The organism is Nitrosospira multiformis, from assembly GCF_900110185.1.
Classification (GTDB): Bacteria; Pseudomonadota; Gammaproteobacteria; order Burkholderiales; family Nitrosomonadaceae; genus Nitrosospira; species Nitrosospira multiformis_A.
Map to the genome: position 1 here is coordinate 73,076 of NZ_FOCT01000005.1, position 17,969 is coordinate 91,044.

A 17,969-nucleotide genomic window follows, 5' to 3' on the forward strand; every position below is an offset into this window, starting at 1 on the left:
CTCCCTTTGGTTTACCTGTGGAGCCTGAGGTATAGATGATGTAGGCAAGGTTGTGTCCATGCAGGGCGGCTTGCGGGTTGCTGTCGGATTCATCCTCAAGATCGAGCCTGTCCAGTTCCAGCACTTCGTATTGGTCAGAATAGGGGATGGCGGATCGAATATGGCTTTGCGTCAGCAGCAACCCGATGGCACTGTCTGTCACCATGTAGGCCAGCCGCTCCTGCGGATATTCCGGATCGAGCGGCACATACGCTCCCCCTGCCTTGAGGATGGCAAGCAACCCTACCACCATGTCGATCGAGCGCTCTACCGCAATGCCCACCCTGACCTCGGGCTCAACCCCCAGCCTGATCAAGCAATGCGCCAGGCGGTTCGCTCTTGCATTCAGCTCACCATAGCTCAGTTCAACATCGCCAAAGATCAGCGCAACCGCCTCCGGTTGAACTTCAACCTGCCGCTCGATCAGCCTGTGTACAGGCTCCGCATTCCCATAGCGCTGCTCGTTGATCCCCCAGGCCTTAAGCTGCGCCCGCTCGGCTTCACTGAGGATGTCGATGTCGCCAAGACTCTGCTGCGGATGCTCGGCCAGTTGCTCCAGAAGATGCAGATAATGTCCGCTCAGCCGCGCAATGGTGGCAGGCTCAAACAGCTCGGCGGCATAGGTGAAGGTGGCTTCCAGCCTGCCATCGGGCTGCTCAACCGTATCCAGGGTCAGCTCAAACTGCGCCGTCTGCTCGCTCAGCTCGTGATCCTCCACCGTGAGCCCGGGCAATTGCTCAAGTGCCCGGTAGTCTTCGCGCAGGTGGTTGTACATCACCTGAAACAGAGGATTCTGATTCAGGTTGCGTTCGGGTTGCAGTGCTTCAACCAGTTGCTCAAACGGCAGATCCTGGTGGGTCTGGGCGCTCAGCGCAGCTTCCCGTGTCTGATCGAGCACCGCGTGCAGGGACATGCGCCCGTCCATGAGAGTGCGCAATACCTGGGTGTTGACGAAGAATCCAACGATGTTTTCTATTTCAACCCGGTGCCGGTTGGCAATCGGTACGCCCACACGGATATCCCGCTGGCCGGTATAGCGATAGAGCAGGGCCTGAAAGCCCGAGAGCAACGCCATGAACAGGGTCGCCCCCTGGCTTTGTGCCTGACGCTGCAAACGCGTAACCAGACCCGCAGGTAAGGTGAAGGTATGGCGCGCCGCACGGTAGTTGGCCTTGGAAGATCGGGGGTGATCAGTGGGCAATTGCAATACCGGATGTTCTTCTCCCAACTGACTGCGCCAGTAGGCCAGCTGGCGCTCTTTTTCTCCCGCTTCCAGCCAGTTGCGCTGCCATATCGCGTAATCGGCATACTGGATCGGCAGTGCCGGCAAGGAGGGCTCCTGCCCCTGTCCCTGCCCCTCTCCCTCCTGCTGCACCCGTGCCCGATAGTGGGCCGCAAATTCGTCAATGACAATGCGATTGGACCAGGCATCCGAGATGATGTGGTGCATCACTACCACAAGAAGATGTTCTTCCGGCGCAATGCGAATGAGGGCAAGCCGAAGCAGCGGGCCTTGCGTCAGATCAAAGGGAGTTCCAGCTATCCGGCTTGCTTCTTCACCGGCCTGCGCTCTCGCTTGTTCCAGAGACAACCCGGAAAAGTCAGTCAGCGGAATTTCAAGCCGCGGCTCATCTTCGATGATCTGCTCCGGCAGCCCTTCCGCATTAGCCCTGAATATCGTACGCAACGACTCATGCCGCCTGCCCAGTGCCGCAAAGCTCCAACGCAGCGCCTCGATGTCCAGCCTGCCCGTCAGCCGCAACCCCCCGCTCAAATGATAAGCCGTGCTCAACGGCTCCAATTGCCATAAAAACCAGTGACGCTGCTGAGCATAGGAGAGGGGTACCCGCGCGGAAGTGTTGCGGCGGGGAATATTCGATTGGGGTGCTGGAGCATGGGCTCCGGCCAGCCGCTGCGCCAGCCTCTCCCGTTGCTCGGGAGTCAGGCGGGCGCGTCTTTGCGCTAGATTGCTGCTATGCATAATGATGCGGATAAAAATGATGAAATAAATGACGAGGCATCAGGAGACGGAATGACAGAATGACTTCATCTCGCAAGGATGCAATCATGAGCATTCGATCTCGTCCAACAATTTCGTTTCAACCAGTTCGGCCAAACCTGCAACGGTGGGAGACCGGAAAAAGTCTGCGGGACGCATATCGATTCCGAAAACTGCGCGCACTCTCGAGAGCAGTTGAATACCCAGCAAGGAATCTCCCCCCAGTTCAAACAGATTGTCATGAATGCCAACGGCATCCATACCCAGTAGACTCTGCCAAACCTCTGCGATGCTCTGCTCCAGCTCACTCTGGGGAGCGACAAAAGTCGTGTGCAAGGCAGGTCGTGGATAACGTTGCTGGTCTCCCTGCTCCAGCTGCCGGCTCTCCGCGAACACGGAAGGCTGCCCGACCAGATCTACCAGGTCCTCCTGTGTTTGGTTGAGCCGGCCATGCAAATCGAGGGTGGAGACGATCACCTGGGGCCGGACCGCGTTGTTGACGATGAACTCGAAAGCTTCAGCCCCTTCTTTCGGCGGAATTCCCATTCCCTGGGGCATTGCCATATTGGCCGCCATCCCCACGTCCCGCCAGCTATCCCAGTTGACCGATATGACCGGGAACCCAGAGTCGCCTTCGGCAGAACGGGTAGCCCCGCGGGCAACAGCATCGAGGTAGGCATTGGCGGCACAATAATCAACCTTGCTGAGGCCGCCCGCAATTGTCGCCAGTGATGAGCACAGCAGCATGAAATCCAGCCGAGTATTCCGGAATACGGCCTGTAATGCCCGCGTTCCCTGTATCTTGGGCGCAAACACTTTCGCCACCATCTCCTCGGTCTTTACCGAAATGAGACCGGTGCCGACTTCTCCCGCTGAATGTATAACGCCGTTGATGGCCCCGAAGTGCTCACAGGCCTGCGTCGCCGTCGCCTTCAGCTCTGCCTGGTTCGTGACGTCGGCCTGCAAGACCAGCACTTTTGCACCCAGCGCCTCCAGGTGCATGACCTGCTCGATCTTGCTGCGGGTCGAATCCCCTTTTTCCGCTGTCGAAATTACATTGGCCCACTGCTCCCTGGCAGGAAACCGTGAACGGCCCAACAGCACCAGCTTTGCGCGATAGTTCTGCGCCAGATGCTCGGCCAACGTCAGCCCGATGCCTCCGAGCCCGCCGGTAATCAGATAGACGCCGCCATCCCGAAGGCAAGAGCGCGCTTTGCCCGGTCCCCGACATTGGATAGGTTCGAAGGTCTGTATCCAGCGGTGCGGCCCCCGGTAGGCGACCATTGAGGAAACTGGCTCAGCCTGAGACTCGGCCACGATCTGACGGACAAGCCGGTTTTTTGCAGTATCGTCGCCTGCTGGCAACTCGACATCAACCAGTCGGCAGGTGAGGTAGGCATATTCCTGGGGAATGACCTTGCAAGGCCCCAGCAACAGTGCTTTTTCCGGGCGAAGGGATTCGCTGCCGGTGACATCCTCGAGCTGGTTGGTAATGACCGTAATTTCGACCTTCGCGTCGTTCGGGATAACCTGTTTGGCACTCTCCAGCGCCTGCGCAAGATAAAACAAACTGAAGAAAGCCCTTGCCTCGATTTCCCCTCCGTTTTCGACCTCGCTTTCCCTGTAGATACGGGTGTCATCATCCCCGGTCATGCTCCACAAATGAAAGATATGTCCGAGGGTCCTGCCATCCTCGCCGATGTTGCGCAACAGAAGATCGTAATCCTCCCGTTCGCCCGGGCGGACAATATAATGATCCTTGTCCTGGCGGCAAAAGGCTGAACCCATAGAGACGACGACAGGTTTTATTCCCAGGGTAAGCAAATGCCCTGTCAGAGCCATTCCGAAGGGATGATCATCCTCGAAGAGGATGAATGATCTTCCCTGGTTCAGGAGGATGCTCTCTTGTTCAATACTGTCGGAGCGGCGCCACGAAGGGGTGTAAAACCATTCATCGAGCGGTCGAGCTACCGGCCCGGCATTATCCATCGCCTGCTGGCGTGCACCTGGCTCAAGGCTAGCCATGAGCCGGGGCCTGTTTTCTTCCTCCACTGCCTTTGCAGTCTTCGCGGTCTTCTGGGTGCCGGGCTTGATCCAGTATGACTGGCGCTCGAATGGGTAAGTCGGCAAGGGGACGCGGCGGCGGCGCTCATCAGCGTAAAAACTCCCCCAATCGATATCGACCCCCGCAAGCCACAATCTTCCCAGGCAAAGATAAAAATGTGCTTGAGATTGGTGCACTCTGCCGGGATGGGGCAAGGATGAAAGGATGAGATGTTCCGGTTTTGCTTCGGAATGACGCCGCGCAAGGGTAGTCAATGTTTCGCCCGGTCCCACCTCCAGCAGGATTCGATCGCGATTGCCCAACAGTTCGCGCAGCCCATCATCGAAGCGTACCGTCCCGCGCACGTGTCGTCTCCAATATCCAGGATCGGTGGCTTCCTGGGGAGTAATCCAGTCGCCGCTGAGATTGGAAAGAAAAGGAATTTTAGGTTCGCGCAACTCCATGGGGGAAACCAGCTCCATGAAAGCCGGCAATATCGGTTCGACCAGGGCGGAGTGAAATGCATGGGAGACGTGAAGGCGCCGCGCCCCTATACCTTTATTGCCCAGATCAGCTTCCAATGCTTCGATGGCGGCGACCGAGCCTGAAAGGACGCACAATTCAGGCCCGTTGACAGCGGCGAGATCGCAGCTGTCCGACAGGTAAGGCGTTATTTCCGCCTCGGACAGCATGACCGCAAGCATGGCGCCTGTCTCCGTCTGCTGGAGCAAGCGCCCCCGAAGGGCAACCAGGCGCAGCGCGTCTTTGAGCGAAAATACACCCGCAAGACATGCCGCAACGTATTCACCTACACTGTGGCCGATCATTGCCGCCGGTTGGATGCCCCAGGACATCCATAGTTGTGCGAGAGCATATTCGACGACAAAGAGTGCGGGCTGGGTGACTTCCGTCTGTTCGAGTCGCGCGGACAACTCTTTCTTCCGCGCCTCATCCCTGCCCTCAAGCTTAGGGTATACGGCGGCCCGCAGGTCGAAATTCAGGTGGGGTTGCAGCAATTCGACGCAGCGATCGAATTCCCGCCGAAAAACCGCCTCCCCCTGGTAAAGCTCCCGAGCCATATCGATATGCTGGGCGCCCTGACCAGGGAAAAGAAAGACGATGGGGCGATTTTCCGAGGTCACTTGTCCGGTAACAAAGCGGTCCGCAGGCTTCCTTTCCAAAACGCCGAGCGCCTCATCCCTGTCGTGGCACACCACCACTGCACGGCAGGCAAAACTTTTTCTTCCCGTTCGAAGGGTATAAGCGACATCGGCAAGGGGTAAATCGGGATGTGCTCGCAGATGGTCGTGCAATCCGGCAATCCTCGACTCCAGCGCCGTGGGCGTGCGCGCCGAGAGTGTGAGCAACTGACAGGCGCGTGAGGGACTCACGGGCTCTACGGGCGGAGCTTCCTCGAGCACCACATGTACGTTGGTCCCCCCGATGCCGAAGGAACTCACCCCCGCGCGCCGTGGTGTGGATCCATTCGGCCAATCCCTGCTCGCGGTGTTCACGTAAAAAGGGCTCGAGGAAAAATCGATTTGTGGATTGGGCTGCTCGAAATTCAGGCTGGGCGGAAGGGTCCGATGCTTCATTGCCAGGACGGTTTTGATCAGGCCCGCGACGCCTGCTGCTGCATCCAGATGACCTACATTCGTCTTGACCGATCCGATGGCGCAAAATCCGCGCCTGTTCGTGCTTTCGCAAAAGGCCTGCGTGAGCGCCGCGATCTCGATCGGGTCGCCAATCGTTGTTCCCGTGCCATGCGCCTCCACGTAGGTGATCGTATCGGCATCCACGCCGGCAATGGCCTGAGCAGCCAGAATCACTTCCGCCTGGCCTTCCACGCTCGGTGCGGTGTAGCCCACCTTGGCCGAACCATCGTTGTTGATTGCGGACCCTTTGATTACGGCATGAATCGTATCGCCATCGGCGAGTGCATCCGACAGCCGCTTGAGCACCACGATCCCCACTCCGCTGCCGATCACCGTGCCCGCCGCCTTTGTGTCAAACGCGCGGCAGTGGCCATCCGGCGACAGGATCGCCCCAGGCTCGTATCGATAACCACCCTCGTGCAACAGGTTGACCCAGACACCCCCGGCCATTGCCATGTCCGCCTCGTGATTGAGCAGGCCGCGGCAGGCGACATGCACGGCCGCGAGTGAGGTGGAACAAGCTGTCTGCACGGTGATTCCCGGTCCGCGCAGATTGAGCTTGTAGGAGACGGTCGTCGTCATGGAATCCTTATTGTTTCCATTCATCAACCCTTGCAGGGAAGAAATGTCGTGCATATCCGAAAAACGCCCGCTGGAAAACAGATTCAGCAGCAGATAGGTGTTAACCCCACAGCCTGCATAAACCCCGACTGGGACGTTGCAATTCGACGCGTCATAGCCCGCATCTTCCAGCGCCTGCCAGGCCACCTCCAGGAACAGCCGGTGCTGCGGGTCCGTTTCCGCCGCCTCGCGCGGGGTATAACCAAAGAAAGAGGCATCGAAAAGGTCGACGCCGGGCAGTTCGGCGCCCGCTTTGATGTAGTGTGGATCTTCCAGGGTCTTGCGCGAAATCCCTCGCGCCAGGAGCTCCTCGTCGGTAAAGAAAGTAACGGACTCGACTCCATCCCGCAAATTGCGCCAGAAAGCCTCCACGTTGTCCGCGCCCGGAAAACGACCTGCCATACCGATAATTGCGATATCGATATCTGCTCTCTCCGAGAAATCTTCCGTATGATCCATTAATGTGTCCTCCCTGCTCTCAGCTTGCGTTGTATGAACGTCGCTCTCTGCCGCTGCGCCCGTTCCTGGTGGCGCTGCAAGGGCAGGTGCTCCTTATCCGCCTGCCTGTCCTCCTGACCAAGGAATTTGGCCAGACGCGCGACATTGGTATATCTGAAAAGATCGATAATGGCGATGCGTGTTTTCAGCCGTTCTTCCAGCTTGCATTGCACCTTGATGAGCAGCAGCGAATGCCCCCCCAGATCGAAAAAGTTGTTGTGCAGCCCCACTCGGGGTAGCCCCAGGACTTCCGCCCAGATCTCCGAAATCATCGTCTCCATAGCATTGACGGGCGCCTGATAGGCCGCCTCATCGATCTGCTCCGCCAAGGGCAAGGGCAACGCCTGGCGATCGACTTTGCCGTTGGGGTTGAGCGGCAATCTATCGAGCAGCACAAACGAACCAGGCAGCATGTAATCAGGAAGCACGGCGGCAAGCGCTGTCTTGAGCATGGATGCGTTGAGTGTTACGCCGTGATGCGAGGCGACGTAGGCAATGAGGCGCATTCCATTGCAGCTTTCCTGTGCCACTACCGCCGCCTCGCGAACGCCGGGGTGCGCCAGCAACTGGCCCTCAATTTCGCCCAACTCAACCCGGAAACCGCGAAGCTTGACCTGGTGATCGAGCCGGCCCAGGTATTCGAGTTGGGCACCATTGTCCTCATTGCGCCAGCGCACGCGATCTCCCGTGCGGTAAAGGCGGCTCCCATCCGGCACGAAAGGATCGGCAACGAATCGGTCCGCAGTGAGACCGGGACGATCGAGGTATCCGCGGGCCAGCCCTGTCCCACCAATATAAAGTTCTCCGGCACACCCCGGAGGCACGACATTCAAGTCCTCGTCGAGCACGTATAACTTGCGATCTCCAACGGCACGGCCGATGGGCGCGAACTCGCCAATGAAACCGGCCTCAGCAGTTTCAGACGCATGGACTACCCAGGCGGCTGGAGTGATGACCGTTTCGGTGGGCCCATAGGCGTTGACCAGTCGGGCTTGCGGGAAAACCGCCTGCGTGGCGGCCAGGTCCGCTGCAAACCACGCTTCGCCGCCTGCTATGCAAGTGCGCACCGACGAGACCCCGCCCCCCATCAAGGGAAGCAGCATCCGCAGATAAGCTGGCGGCAAATGCAGTGTGGTTATGCCGTGCTTTCCGATCCGATCGACGAAACCGTCGCCAGCAAGGTCCCGTGTCGATGAAAGGACAAGCGTCGCCCCTTCGCACAGGGGAGTGATCCACTGTTCCGCAGCCGCATCGAAATTCATCGAGAAAAACATGAGTTCGCGATCACCAGGACGTACGCCGTAGATTTCCCTGATCGCTGCCAGATGCATCGCCAAGGGACCATGGCTTACTCCTACCCCTTTCGGTCTGCCGGTCGACCCGGATGTGTAGATGACATAAGCGAGATTATCGGGATGCAATGTAATCTCCAGGTTGGTCTCTGCTACCCCCTTCACGTCGGCGCCATCCAGTTCCAGCACGGAAAGCTTTTCCGAATCAGGGATACGATTCCTGAGGGAGGATTGCGTCAACAGCAACCCGATGCCGCTGTCCTCGATAAGATAGTTGAGGCGCTCACGCGGATAGTCCGGATCGAGCGGTACATATGCCCCTCCTGCCTTGAGAATACCCAGCAGGCCGACGATCATCTCGATGGAACGTTCTACCATAATGCCGACCTTTACCTCCGCCTTGACTCCCAGAGCGATCAAATGGTGTGCGAGTTGGTTTGAGCGGCTGTTCAGTTCCTGGTAGGTTATTACGGTATCGTTGAAAATCAGGGCGCAGACGTCCGGGCGTTCTTCCGCCTGGCGCTGTATGCGCCGATGTACAGGTTCATGAGCAGCTTCATGGGCAGCTTTATGCAAGACTTGATGAGCGGATTGATGGGAGATCACGCTACCTGAAACGCACGCTACAGCATTCGTTCCCCATGCTCCCCATGCTCCGAGCTCCGCCATATCGCTCTCGCTCAACAGAGTCACATCGCCGATGGGCATCTCCGGCTGCCCGGCCATTGTGCGCAGCACGGCCACATAATGGCGTCCCAGGCGCTCGATCGTACGAGTATCGAAGAGCTCCGACGCATAGATGAAGCTTGCATGCACGTTTCCATCAGGTGACTCGATCGTTTCCAGCGTCAACTCGAACTGTGCAGCTTGCTCGCGCAGCGGATAGTCAACGATCTTCAGTCCCTTGATTTGATCGAGCTTGCGCCGGTCGCTTACCAGGTGATTAAGGGTTACCTGGAAGAGCGGCGTTCGGCTCAGGCTTCTCTCCGGCTGTAATGCTTCAACCAGTTGCTCGAAGGGCAAATCCTGATGTGCCTGGGCGTCGATTGCCGCTTCTCTGACCTGCGCGAGGAGGGTTGACAAAGCCAGGCGACCATCGACCTTCCCCCGCAGCACCTGGGTATTCACGAAAAAACCGACGATGCCCTTGGTTTCAATCCGGTTGCGATTGGCAACCGGCACGCCGACACGAATATCCTTTTGTCCCGTGAGGCGGTAGAGCAAAGCTTGAAACCCAGCCATCAGCGCCATGAAAAGGGTTGCACTACGGCTATCAGGGCGTTGGGCAAGGTTTCGCAAACTGCTTATCACATCCGGCGGCAGGGCGAAAGAATGACGTGCCGCCTGGTAATTTGCCACCGGCTGCCGCGGATGGTCAGCTGGCAATTCCAATACCGGATGCTCGGTGCCCAAGTAATCACGCCAGTAGGCCAGTTGCCTGTCTTTCTCGCCTGCTTCCAGCCAGCTGCGCTGCCATTCGGCATAATCCGCGTAGCGGATGGGTAACGGGTCGAACTGCGGCAACTGCCCCTGGGCATGAGCCAGATACCCCACGGCGAGCTCGTCAAGCAACACCTGCATCGAAGCACCATCGGAGATGATGTGATGCATGGCTATAACCAGGATATGCTTGTCCTGCGCCAGCCGGATCAAGACTACTCGCAGCAATGGGCCCTGTGTCAGATCGAAGGGGGCGGAAATGATCTGGTCGGCCTCCTCTTTCGCACGCGCTTCACGCTCCGATGCGATGTCACCATTCAGATCGATATGCGAAATATCCACCCTCGACGCCGGCCTCAGTACCTGCTCGACCGCACCCTCCCCTCCCGGTCGGAACACGGTACGCAACGATTCGTGCCGTGCGACCAGCCCATCAAGGCTGGCCTGCAATGCCTCCACATCCAGCGGTCCCGATAATTGCAGTGCCTGCTTGATGTGATAGGCGGTGGACGTTCGGTCCAGTTGCCAAAGGAACCATAAACGTTGTTGACCGAAGGAAAGCGGTGCCGATTGAGTTGCGTTGATTCTAGCCGACGTGGGGAATAAGCTGATGCTGGCAGTACGCTTGGGAGCACCGACGGATAGAATGCGCTTGATTTCCTGCGCGCACTGGCGCAACTTCGGATTCTCGAACAGGCTGCGGAGCGTGAAATCGATCTGCCAATGCTCAGCAATACGCGCCACAGCCTGAACTGCAGAGAGTGAATTTCCGCCGCTGGCAAAAAAATGGTCCTCGCGCCCCAACCCACGGCGATTCAACACGGTTTCCCAGATGCCCGCGAGCGAAATTTCGACGTCATCCGTCAACGTGGATAAAGGCTGGCTGTTGCCACCCAGCACGAAATTGCCAAACTCATAGAGGGCATAGGCGTCGAGTGTGCGTTCTCGCCAGCCCTGGCGGCAGGCGGCGCGCTGCAATTTTCCGCTGGAAGTCTTGGGCAATCCTCCCGGATTCAGTAGTACCACCACCGAGAGCGGCTCGTGGCAGCTTCCGCTCACGGCCTCGCTCAATGCCTGCACCAGGGTTTCGACGGCGATAAGCTTCTGCATGCCGCGAGATATCTCCACAGCAATGCCGATTCCTTCCCCGTTTTCGGTTTCTACCGAGAACGCGGCTACCCTTCCCTTCCGTGCCGCCTCCACCTCGTCTTCGACCACCTGCTCGAGGTCCTGCGGGTAGACGTTCTGCCCCCTTATGATGATGAGATCCTTGTGACGGCCAGCGATGTAAATTTGCCCGTCGTAGAAGAATCCCAGATCGCCTGTGCGCAACCAGCGTTCGCCCTCGTGAGTAACGAAAGTTTCGGCCGTTTCCCTGGCACGCCGCCAATAACCCTGGGTCAAGCTTGCCCCGGCTATCCAGATCTCACCCACGTAGCCGTCCGGCAACGGGGCGAATGTTTCGGCATTGGTGATCCTGACAGTGTGACCGGGTACGGCAGCTCCGCAGGCGACCAGCCAGATTCCTTCCTCCGCCACCTCGGCACGGCCTTGTGCCAGTGTCTCAGTCGAAAAGCAATGCGCCTCTACCCCATCTCCGGACGTGCCACCGGTCATCATCAGTGTTGCTTCCGCCAGGCCGTAACAGGGATAAATGGTCCCAGTGGAGAATCCCACGGGTGCGAAGCGCTTCATGAACGCGCTCATTGCGCTGTAACGTACGGGTTCCGCGCCGCAAAAAGCGACGCGCCACGTCGACAAGTCCAGTCCTTGCAACTGCGCATCTCTCACCCGCTCCACACACAGTTGAAAAGCGAAGTTTGGCGCGCCGCTGACCGTTGCTCGATGGCGCGAGACGGTCTCAAGCCAACGTACCGGCCGCTCAATAAAAAACTTGGGGGTCATCAGGATGCCGGGGATGCCGCGATGGATGGGCTGCAGCAAACCGGCAATCAGGCCCAGGTCGTGGTAAAGAGGCAGCCAACTGACGAATACGTCGTCTTCACTGATGGACAAGCTCTGCTCGTAAGCCTGTGCATGCACCATCAGGTTTCCATGGCTCACCATGACCCCCTTGGGAGTGGAAGTAGACCCGGAGGTATATTGCAAAAACGCGATATCTCCCTCTTCGGGAAAATGTTCGCGCCACACAGATGCGTTATCGCGTTTCACCGTGTCCACAGTCAGCACGGTTGCATAAGAAAACTGTTCCACTGCGGCACGAGCAATCAACGGCATGATTTCGCTCGTGGTCAATATGCAGCGCGCCTCAGCATCCGCTGCAATGGCGAGCAGGCGCGCCAGGTGCCGTTCACGCACCATCTCCGGCGGGAAAACGGGCACGGCGATGAGTCCTGCGTAAAGACAGGCGAAGAAGCCAATTACGTAATGCTCATCGTTTTCCATGAGCAGCAGGGCGCGCTCGCCTGCCGAAAAACGGTCCTGCAAAAGGGCTGCGAGTGCGCGGACATGCTGGTCCAATGTAGCGTAGTCGAACGCTTTTTCCACGATTCTCTCGCCTTCCTGGTGCACTGCAGTCAAGGCGAGGTCTGTGGGACGCGCCGACGCGAGACTACGGAGATGCGTAACCAGGTTTTGCGGATAAACGCGGTGAGAAATTGACCTTGGCGTCATAGTGAAACCTTTCAGTGGACTGACTTTGAAAACCTTTCAGGCGTGATCTATTTGGCGAACGAACTGATCGCAAAGCTGCGGATATGCAGCCTGGCCTTGGCAGCGATCCATCCCTGACAGAGGGAGTCGGGATGTCAGTCGCGACACTTCGTAGCTTTTCCCCTGAGCTGAAGGCCGGTCATGAGTCTGGAATGCCAGGGCCGCTGCATAACCATCCGGTACCGAAAGGCGCCAGGCCTGTATTTCCCGCCACTCCGGGAAATCATGGACGATCTCGTAGGCCTCATCGTCTCGGGGCAGAATGGACACGGATTGCAGGTGTTCGGAGATACCCAATCCCAAGGCTTTCAGCACGGATTCCTTCGCTACCCAGTGCCGGATGAAATCGTCCGGGACTTGCAAGGCAATGCGGCGCTCCAATGGAGAAAAGACGTAGGCCGTGAGATCCTTGAGGTTGTTGGCATCGATTGCATGGTCTTCGCATTCAATATCGACACCGACCCGCCCGCTTGTCGAAAGGGCGATCAGGGCGCAACAACCGGCATGAGAGACGTTGAACTCGATCCCCGACTCACTTTCCAGCCGTGGCTTGCCATAAGCATTGACCACGAAGCGCAGTCGGTCGGGCGGCAACATCAAGTGCGCTCCGACAAGTCGCCTCAGGGCCGCCCGGGTTGCTATAGACCGCACGCGGTCTTCTTGCCGTCGAAACCGTTGCGCGTAAACGCGCTCTTCTGAGGACAACAATGCCAGCTCGGAATCCGGCACCGGCAACCCAACATCCAACTCGAGCAGCCACACTTCGATGCCACCAGGAATGCGCTCCGACAGCGATAAGCGCCTTAGGGGATACATAGGGAATCAGCAGGCTCTCGATGTGCTCCTTGATATACTTCTGGACGGTACAGCGCCATCCGCTGGACGAGCACGGGAAGAAAAGCCTCTTCGTGCTGCCGGAGAAAGAAATGTCCTCCTTCAAACAGGTCCAGCGAGAAATCTTCTGTAGTTTCGGATCGCCACGCTTCGAGCTTCGACTCATGAATTTCATCGTCACGGCCCCCAAAAACATGAATCGGCAGCGGCAAAGGCAAGGATTGTGCGTGGCGGAAGCTCGCGCAGATGCGGTAGTCGGCACGCAACAGGCTGAGCGTCAGGGACAACAACTCAGGGCTCTCGAACACTTCTTCCGGTGTCCCCTTCTGCTTGCGCAGATCGGCGATGAGCGACGCGTCGGTATTCTTGTCCGCATAACGCCGCCAGTCCTGCCGGGAGGGTGCGGCACAGGCCGACACAAACAGGGCAAGAGGCAAGGGTTTTTCTCTCTTGCGCAGGGAATGGGCAATTCCGAAAGCGAGCAGCGCCCCCATGCTGTGTCCAAAGAATGCATATCGGCGGGGTGGGCACGCCTCGAGCTCATCCGCAAGGCGCTCGACCAGTAAAGGGAAACTCCTCTCGAATGTTTCATCCAAGCGGCCTCCACGGCCAGGCAACTCGACCGGTTCCACTTGCACCCAGGAAGGCAATCTGCGCCGCCAGCGCAGATACATTGTCGAGCTCGCGCCTGCGCAGGGCAGCGCGAAAAGTGTCAGGAGCGGAGACATCACTTGGCTTCAGCGGGACGTTGTTCGTCCATGAAGCGCCGCAGGCTGAGGGGGCGCATATCCGTCCAGACTTTCTCTACATGTTCCAGGCAGGTTTTCTTGTCTCCCAGCACCCCGGTGTCCCGCCATCCTCCCGGAATGGCTTTCCATTCCGGCCAGATGGAGTACTGCTCTTCATCATTGACCAGCACGCGAAATATCCCGTCTTCGCGGTCGAAGCAACTTGTCATGCTTGTTCCCCTTATGTCTGTAAACAGATGGCGTTCCAGATTTCCTGGACGAATTCCACGGATTGGAAATGCGTCTTAATCTTATTTGGAACCTTGATTAGCTAGACGAATAAGGATTCGAAGAATTTAGGAAAATCGTTGGCAGAGATAAAGGAAAAGCCGATGAATGTTACTGACAAGTTCGTGACAAAAGGCCGGGCTTATAATAAGGGGGAAAGAAAAAAGAACTGAAAGGCTTTCTGAAGAGATAAGGGAATTGGGGAACTGAGCGGTAGACTATTGTTTCCTGTCGTCAATCATCTGCAGGTTCTGATGGTGGAACAAGACCGGTGATGAGCCAGAGGCGGGAGGCATCGTCGTAGGCCTTTCTATGCGCAGGATTCGTGTTCAGCCAACCGATCAGCTCTTCCCGTTCAACGGGGCTGAGTGACTCGTGCTCACGTATCACCCACTCGACTGCTGTATGCCACACCTGTTCCGAATCCTGGTCCTCTGAATTCGCCACGGTCTCACCTAGATGTTCCCTCGACGAATCTTCGAATTCATCGATTTTTTCGCGGTTTTAAACTTACCCGAAACAAGTATAGCGGATACTGCTGTGCAAATGCTTCCTGGCGACAGGAGTGATCAAGTGGGGGACTAGGTGGATTGAAGAGCGGCGCGGCAGTGGTCTATTGCCTCGTGGATCAGGATATTCACCAGGGATGTCGAAATAGCCAGTTCGGCAGCGATGGCGCGGTGCGTCTGCCCTTCCAGACGATGGAGTTCAAAAGCGCGCCTCGTCCGCTCCGGAAGTTCCGATATTGCTTTTGCAACCAGTTTCAGATGCTCGCGGCCGATGACCGTGGCTTCGGGCATTCCAATGTGGGATGGCACATGCAGCCCGTCGTCTTCGCCCTCGAAAAGATTCAATTCGAATGAAATGCGCCGATGATGATCGATGGCAAGATTACGAACCATCTGGAACAAGTATGCCACGGGCTGCTTGACATGGAATACTGCCGCTGCTTCCGATACTTTGAGATATGCATCCTGCACCACGTCCTCCGCCCGCTCGGGATTACCGAGAATCTTGAGCGCCGCCCAGCGCAACTGGGACCGATGAGCCATGAAAACTTCGCTCAGTTCAATCTGCTCTTCGACAATCATCACTGCATCTCCACAGAAAGCATATAATAACAATAACGAGAACTATTCTTATTATCATATAGCAATTTCTATTTTACAATATGGATCAACTTCCGGTTCCGAAGGATATAGTGAATATCCTCATTTTTCGGATCGGTTTGAAACGAAATGCTCAGGATATTTGCGATAATAATTGTTTCGATTTCCCTCGCCGGAATTGGCGGTTGCAAAACATCTCCACTGAGAAATCCTGGAGATGCAGGCGCAGCAATCCCAGCCAGATGGGCAGCCGATAAAGGGACTCCACAACCGACCCCGGAAAACTGGGTAGAAACTTTTGGCGACCCTAATCTGAGTGCCTTGGTTAACAGCGCCTTAACCGATAATTATCAACTGAAGGCTGTGGCGGCGCGAGTAAAAGCTGCGGTGGCCCAGGCGCGTATAGACGGCGCAGGCCGGTGGCCGCAATTGTTCTTTGCGCCAGGGTATCAATATGCGCAAATCCGCGAGGCGGGATTTGGTTCGGCCCGATTCAGTGTGTTTGAAGCATTGTTCAGCCTGAGCTGGGAACTGGATGTGTGGGGACGGATAAGCGATTTCCAGCAGGCAGCAATAAGAGAGGCGGATGCGACGGCAGCGGATTTTCAAGGGGCGCGCTTGTCTCTGGCAGCACGGGTGGCGCAAAGTTATTTTGAACTTGCCGAAGCCAGGCTGCAAGCAGCAGTGGCGGAGCAATCGGTGAAGGACCGAAGCGTTATTGTCGACCTGGTGCGCGGGCGCTTCGCCCGGGGCTTGACGAAAGCGCTCGACGTGCGCCTGGCCCTCACCGATCTTGCCAATGCGGAGGCTGAGCTTACCCAGGCGCGCAACCAGGTTCAGATCCTTGCACGCCGACTGCAAGTGCTGCTGGGGCGCTATCCGGAAGCTGTGCTGACGGCGACTGCGGAACTGCCTGAACTTCCCCCCGATATGCCAGCGGGGTTGCCTTCGGAATTGCTGGAAAGACGCCCGGACCTCGTCGCTGCCTATGATCGTTTGCTGGCTGCCGACTCCCGTCTGCAAAGCACGAGAAAATTACTGCTGCCGCGTGTTGCCCTGACTGCAGCCGGAGGAATGCGCAGCCAAGCGCTGACCGAATTGGTGGATCCCAGGGCTCTCGCATGGAACGTGCTCATCGGGTTGGCGCAACCGGTATTCACGGGGGGGCGCATCCGGGGCCAGATCGAACTTGACAAGGCGCAGACCGAGCAGGCCCTTAATCTGTACAAGGACACGGCACTCAATGCTTTCCGGGAAGTGGAGCAGGCGCTGGCAGCCGACGAATGGCTACGGAAGGAAGAAAAAGCCTTGAGAAATGCGGTTGAGCAAACCGAAGCCAGCCGAAAACTGGCAGTCTATTCCTATCAACATGGGTATATCGAAATTCTTACGCTGCTGGATAGCTACCGCAGCACCCTCACTGCTCAGAGTGCGCATCTTTCCGTCAGGCGCCAGCTTCTGAGCAATCGAATCAATCTTTACCTGGCATTAGGAGGCAACATTTGCGAGGCGTGCTGAAACAACTGGCAAGCAAGAGCATGCTCAAAATCATCATCCCCGTTCTTGTTGTGCTGGCCGGCATCAGTATTTCGTGGGCGATTGCTGTTCACCGGCCGTCACTGAAATCCGAATTGCCGGATAGCGGAATACCGATGGTACGGGTAATCGAAGCAACTCCACAAGCGATCAAGCTGAATATTCGCTCCCAAGGCGTAGTCGTGCCCCGTACCGAGATTGATCTCGTCCCCGAGGTAGCGGGCCAGATCGTTCGACTTCATCCCAGCCTGGCCGCCGGAGGTTTTTTTGAGGCGGGCGAGATACTGATGATGATCGATCCCCGCGACTATGATCATGCGATCGCCGAGGCACACGCGCGCATTGCCGAGGCGGAGCGCCTGCTTGCAATGGAAGAGGCGCAGGCGGAACAGGCACGCCAGGAATGGCAGGTTCTGGGGGAAGGAACACCCTCGCCTTTGACCATGCGCGAGCCGCAACTGGCGGAGGCACGCGCAAAACTGAAGGCAGCGCAGGCCGACATGGTAAAAGCCCGCCTGCAGCGAGGCCGGTGCGAGTGGCGCTCGCCATTTGCCGGGCGTGTACGCAATATGCATATCGGTCTTGGTCAGTACGTTCAACCTGGAGAAAAGCTGGCTCGCCTTTATGCGACCGATGTTGCTCAGATACGCCTGCCTTTGGCGACCGACCAATTCGCATACCTCGATCTTCTCCTCGACCATAGGGACAACAAGGCAGAAAGGGGACTCAGGGTTGCCTTGAGCGGGGAATTTGCGGGTGTAACTCACCGATGGGAGGGGCACGTTATCCGGACGGAGGGTGCGCTGGATGAGGAAACCGGGCTCCTCCACGCCGTTGCCGAGGTGCAGAATCCTTATAAAGTCAAGCCAGGCCAGCCTCCGCTCATACCCGGCTTGTTTGTAAAAGCCGAGATCGAAGGGCGGGAGCAGGCCGATGTCTTTGTATTGCCGCCTGGGGCCGTCAATGCTTCCCAGGAGGTGCTACTCGTCGACGCGGAAAACCGCCTGCATATCCGCCGTGTAGAAATATTGCGTCGTGAACCCGATCGCATTCTTGCCAAAAGCGGGTTGAAGGCCGGGGAAAGGCTGGTCATTTCAAGAATCGAAGTTCCGGTGGAAGGAATGAAGGTAAGCGCCGAGATTGTGGCTCCAGAGCCGAAGCTCAAAAAGACCGGTCTGGAGGCGCCAACACAGGATGGTGCGCTATGAGCGAG

10 protein-coding genes are annotated in these 17,969 nt (G+C 57.4%); 2 read left to right on the forward strand and 8 right to left on the reverse strand.

What is annotated here, in order from left to right; all coding sequences use genetic code 11:
* From BMY01_RS07155 to BMY01_RS07190, 8 genes are all read right to left on the reverse strand, one after another.
* Positions 1–2,020, reverse strand: a 2,020-nt coding sequence (locus BMY01_RS07155; protein WP_139176805.1) for a condensation domain-containing protein, incomplete at its 3' end; no start/stop codon positions are given.
* A gap of 84 nt (positions 2,021–2,104) precedes the next feature.
* Positions 2,105–6,817: a type I polyketide synthase gene (locus tag BMY01_RS07160; protein WP_074745696.1), complete on the reverse strand. Its 4,713-nt coding sequence runs from the start codon at positions 6,815–6,817 to the stop codon at positions 2,105–2,107.
* On the reverse strand, positions 6,817–12,222 hold the full coding sequence (locus tag BMY01_RS07165) for a non-ribosomal peptide synthetase (protein WP_074745698.1): 5,406 nt from the start codon (positions 12,220–12,222) through the stop codon (positions 6,817–6,819). Before BMY01_RS07165 ends, BMY01_RS07160 begins: the two co-directional genes overlap by 1 nt.
* 36 nt (positions 12,223–12,258) lie before the next feature.
* Entirely contained in the window at positions 12,259–13,077 is an 819-nt protein-coding gene (locus tag BMY01_RS07170; RefSeq protein ID WP_074745700.1) for a 4'-phosphopantetheinyl transferase superfamily protein, read from the reverse strand.
* The gene (locus BMY01_RS07175) at positions 13,065–13,823 is read right to left on the reverse strand and encodes a thioesterase II family protein (RefSeq protein ID WP_074745702.1); all 759 of its coding nucleotides are present in this window, start codon (positions 13,821–13,823) and stop codon (positions 13,065–13,067) included. The genes BMY01_RS07170 and BMY01_RS07175 overlap by 13 nt, the downstream gene beginning before the upstream one ends.
* Positions 13,823–14,053, reverse strand: coding sequence for an MbtH family protein (locus tag BMY01_RS07180; RefSeq protein ID WP_074745704.1), 231 nt, complete (start codon positions 14,051–14,053; stop codon positions 13,823–13,825). Before BMY01_RS07180 ends, BMY01_RS07175 begins: the two co-directional genes overlap by 1 nt.
* A gap of 292 nt (positions 14,054–14,345) precedes the next feature.
* Positions 14,346–14,558, reverse strand: coding sequence for a FecR/PupR family sigma factor regulator (locus tag BMY01_RS07185; RefSeq protein WP_074745706.1), 213 nt, complete (start codon positions 14,556–14,558; stop codon positions 14,346–14,348).
* Between the two features lie 134 nt (positions 14,559–14,692).
* A complete protein-coding gene (locus BMY01_RS07190; RefSeq protein WP_074745708.1) occupies positions 14,693–15,202 on the reverse strand; it encodes an RNA polymerase factor sigma-70 in 510 nt (169 codons plus the stop codon).
* A 147-nt stretch (positions 15,203–15,349) separates the two neighbouring features.
* Here BMY01_RS07190 and BMY01_RS07195 point away from each other — a divergent pair, with 147 nt between their 5' ends.
* Together BMY01_RS07195 and BMY01_RS07200 are read left to right on the forward strand one after the other, a co-directional pair.
* Positions 15,350–16,738: an efflux transporter outer membrane subunit gene (locus tag BMY01_RS07195; protein WP_074745710.1), complete on the forward strand. Its 1,389-nt coding sequence runs from the start codon at positions 15,350–15,352 to the stop codon at positions 16,736–16,738.
* Complete coding sequence (locus tag BMY01_RS07200; protein WP_081353845.1) at positions 16,732–17,964, forward strand: efflux RND transporter periplasmic adaptor subunit; 1,233 nt, start codon at positions 16,732–16,734, stop codon at positions 17,962–17,964. Before BMY01_RS07195 ends, BMY01_RS07200 begins: the two co-directional genes overlap by 7 nt.
* Positions 17,965–17,969: the final 5 nt, after the last annotated feature.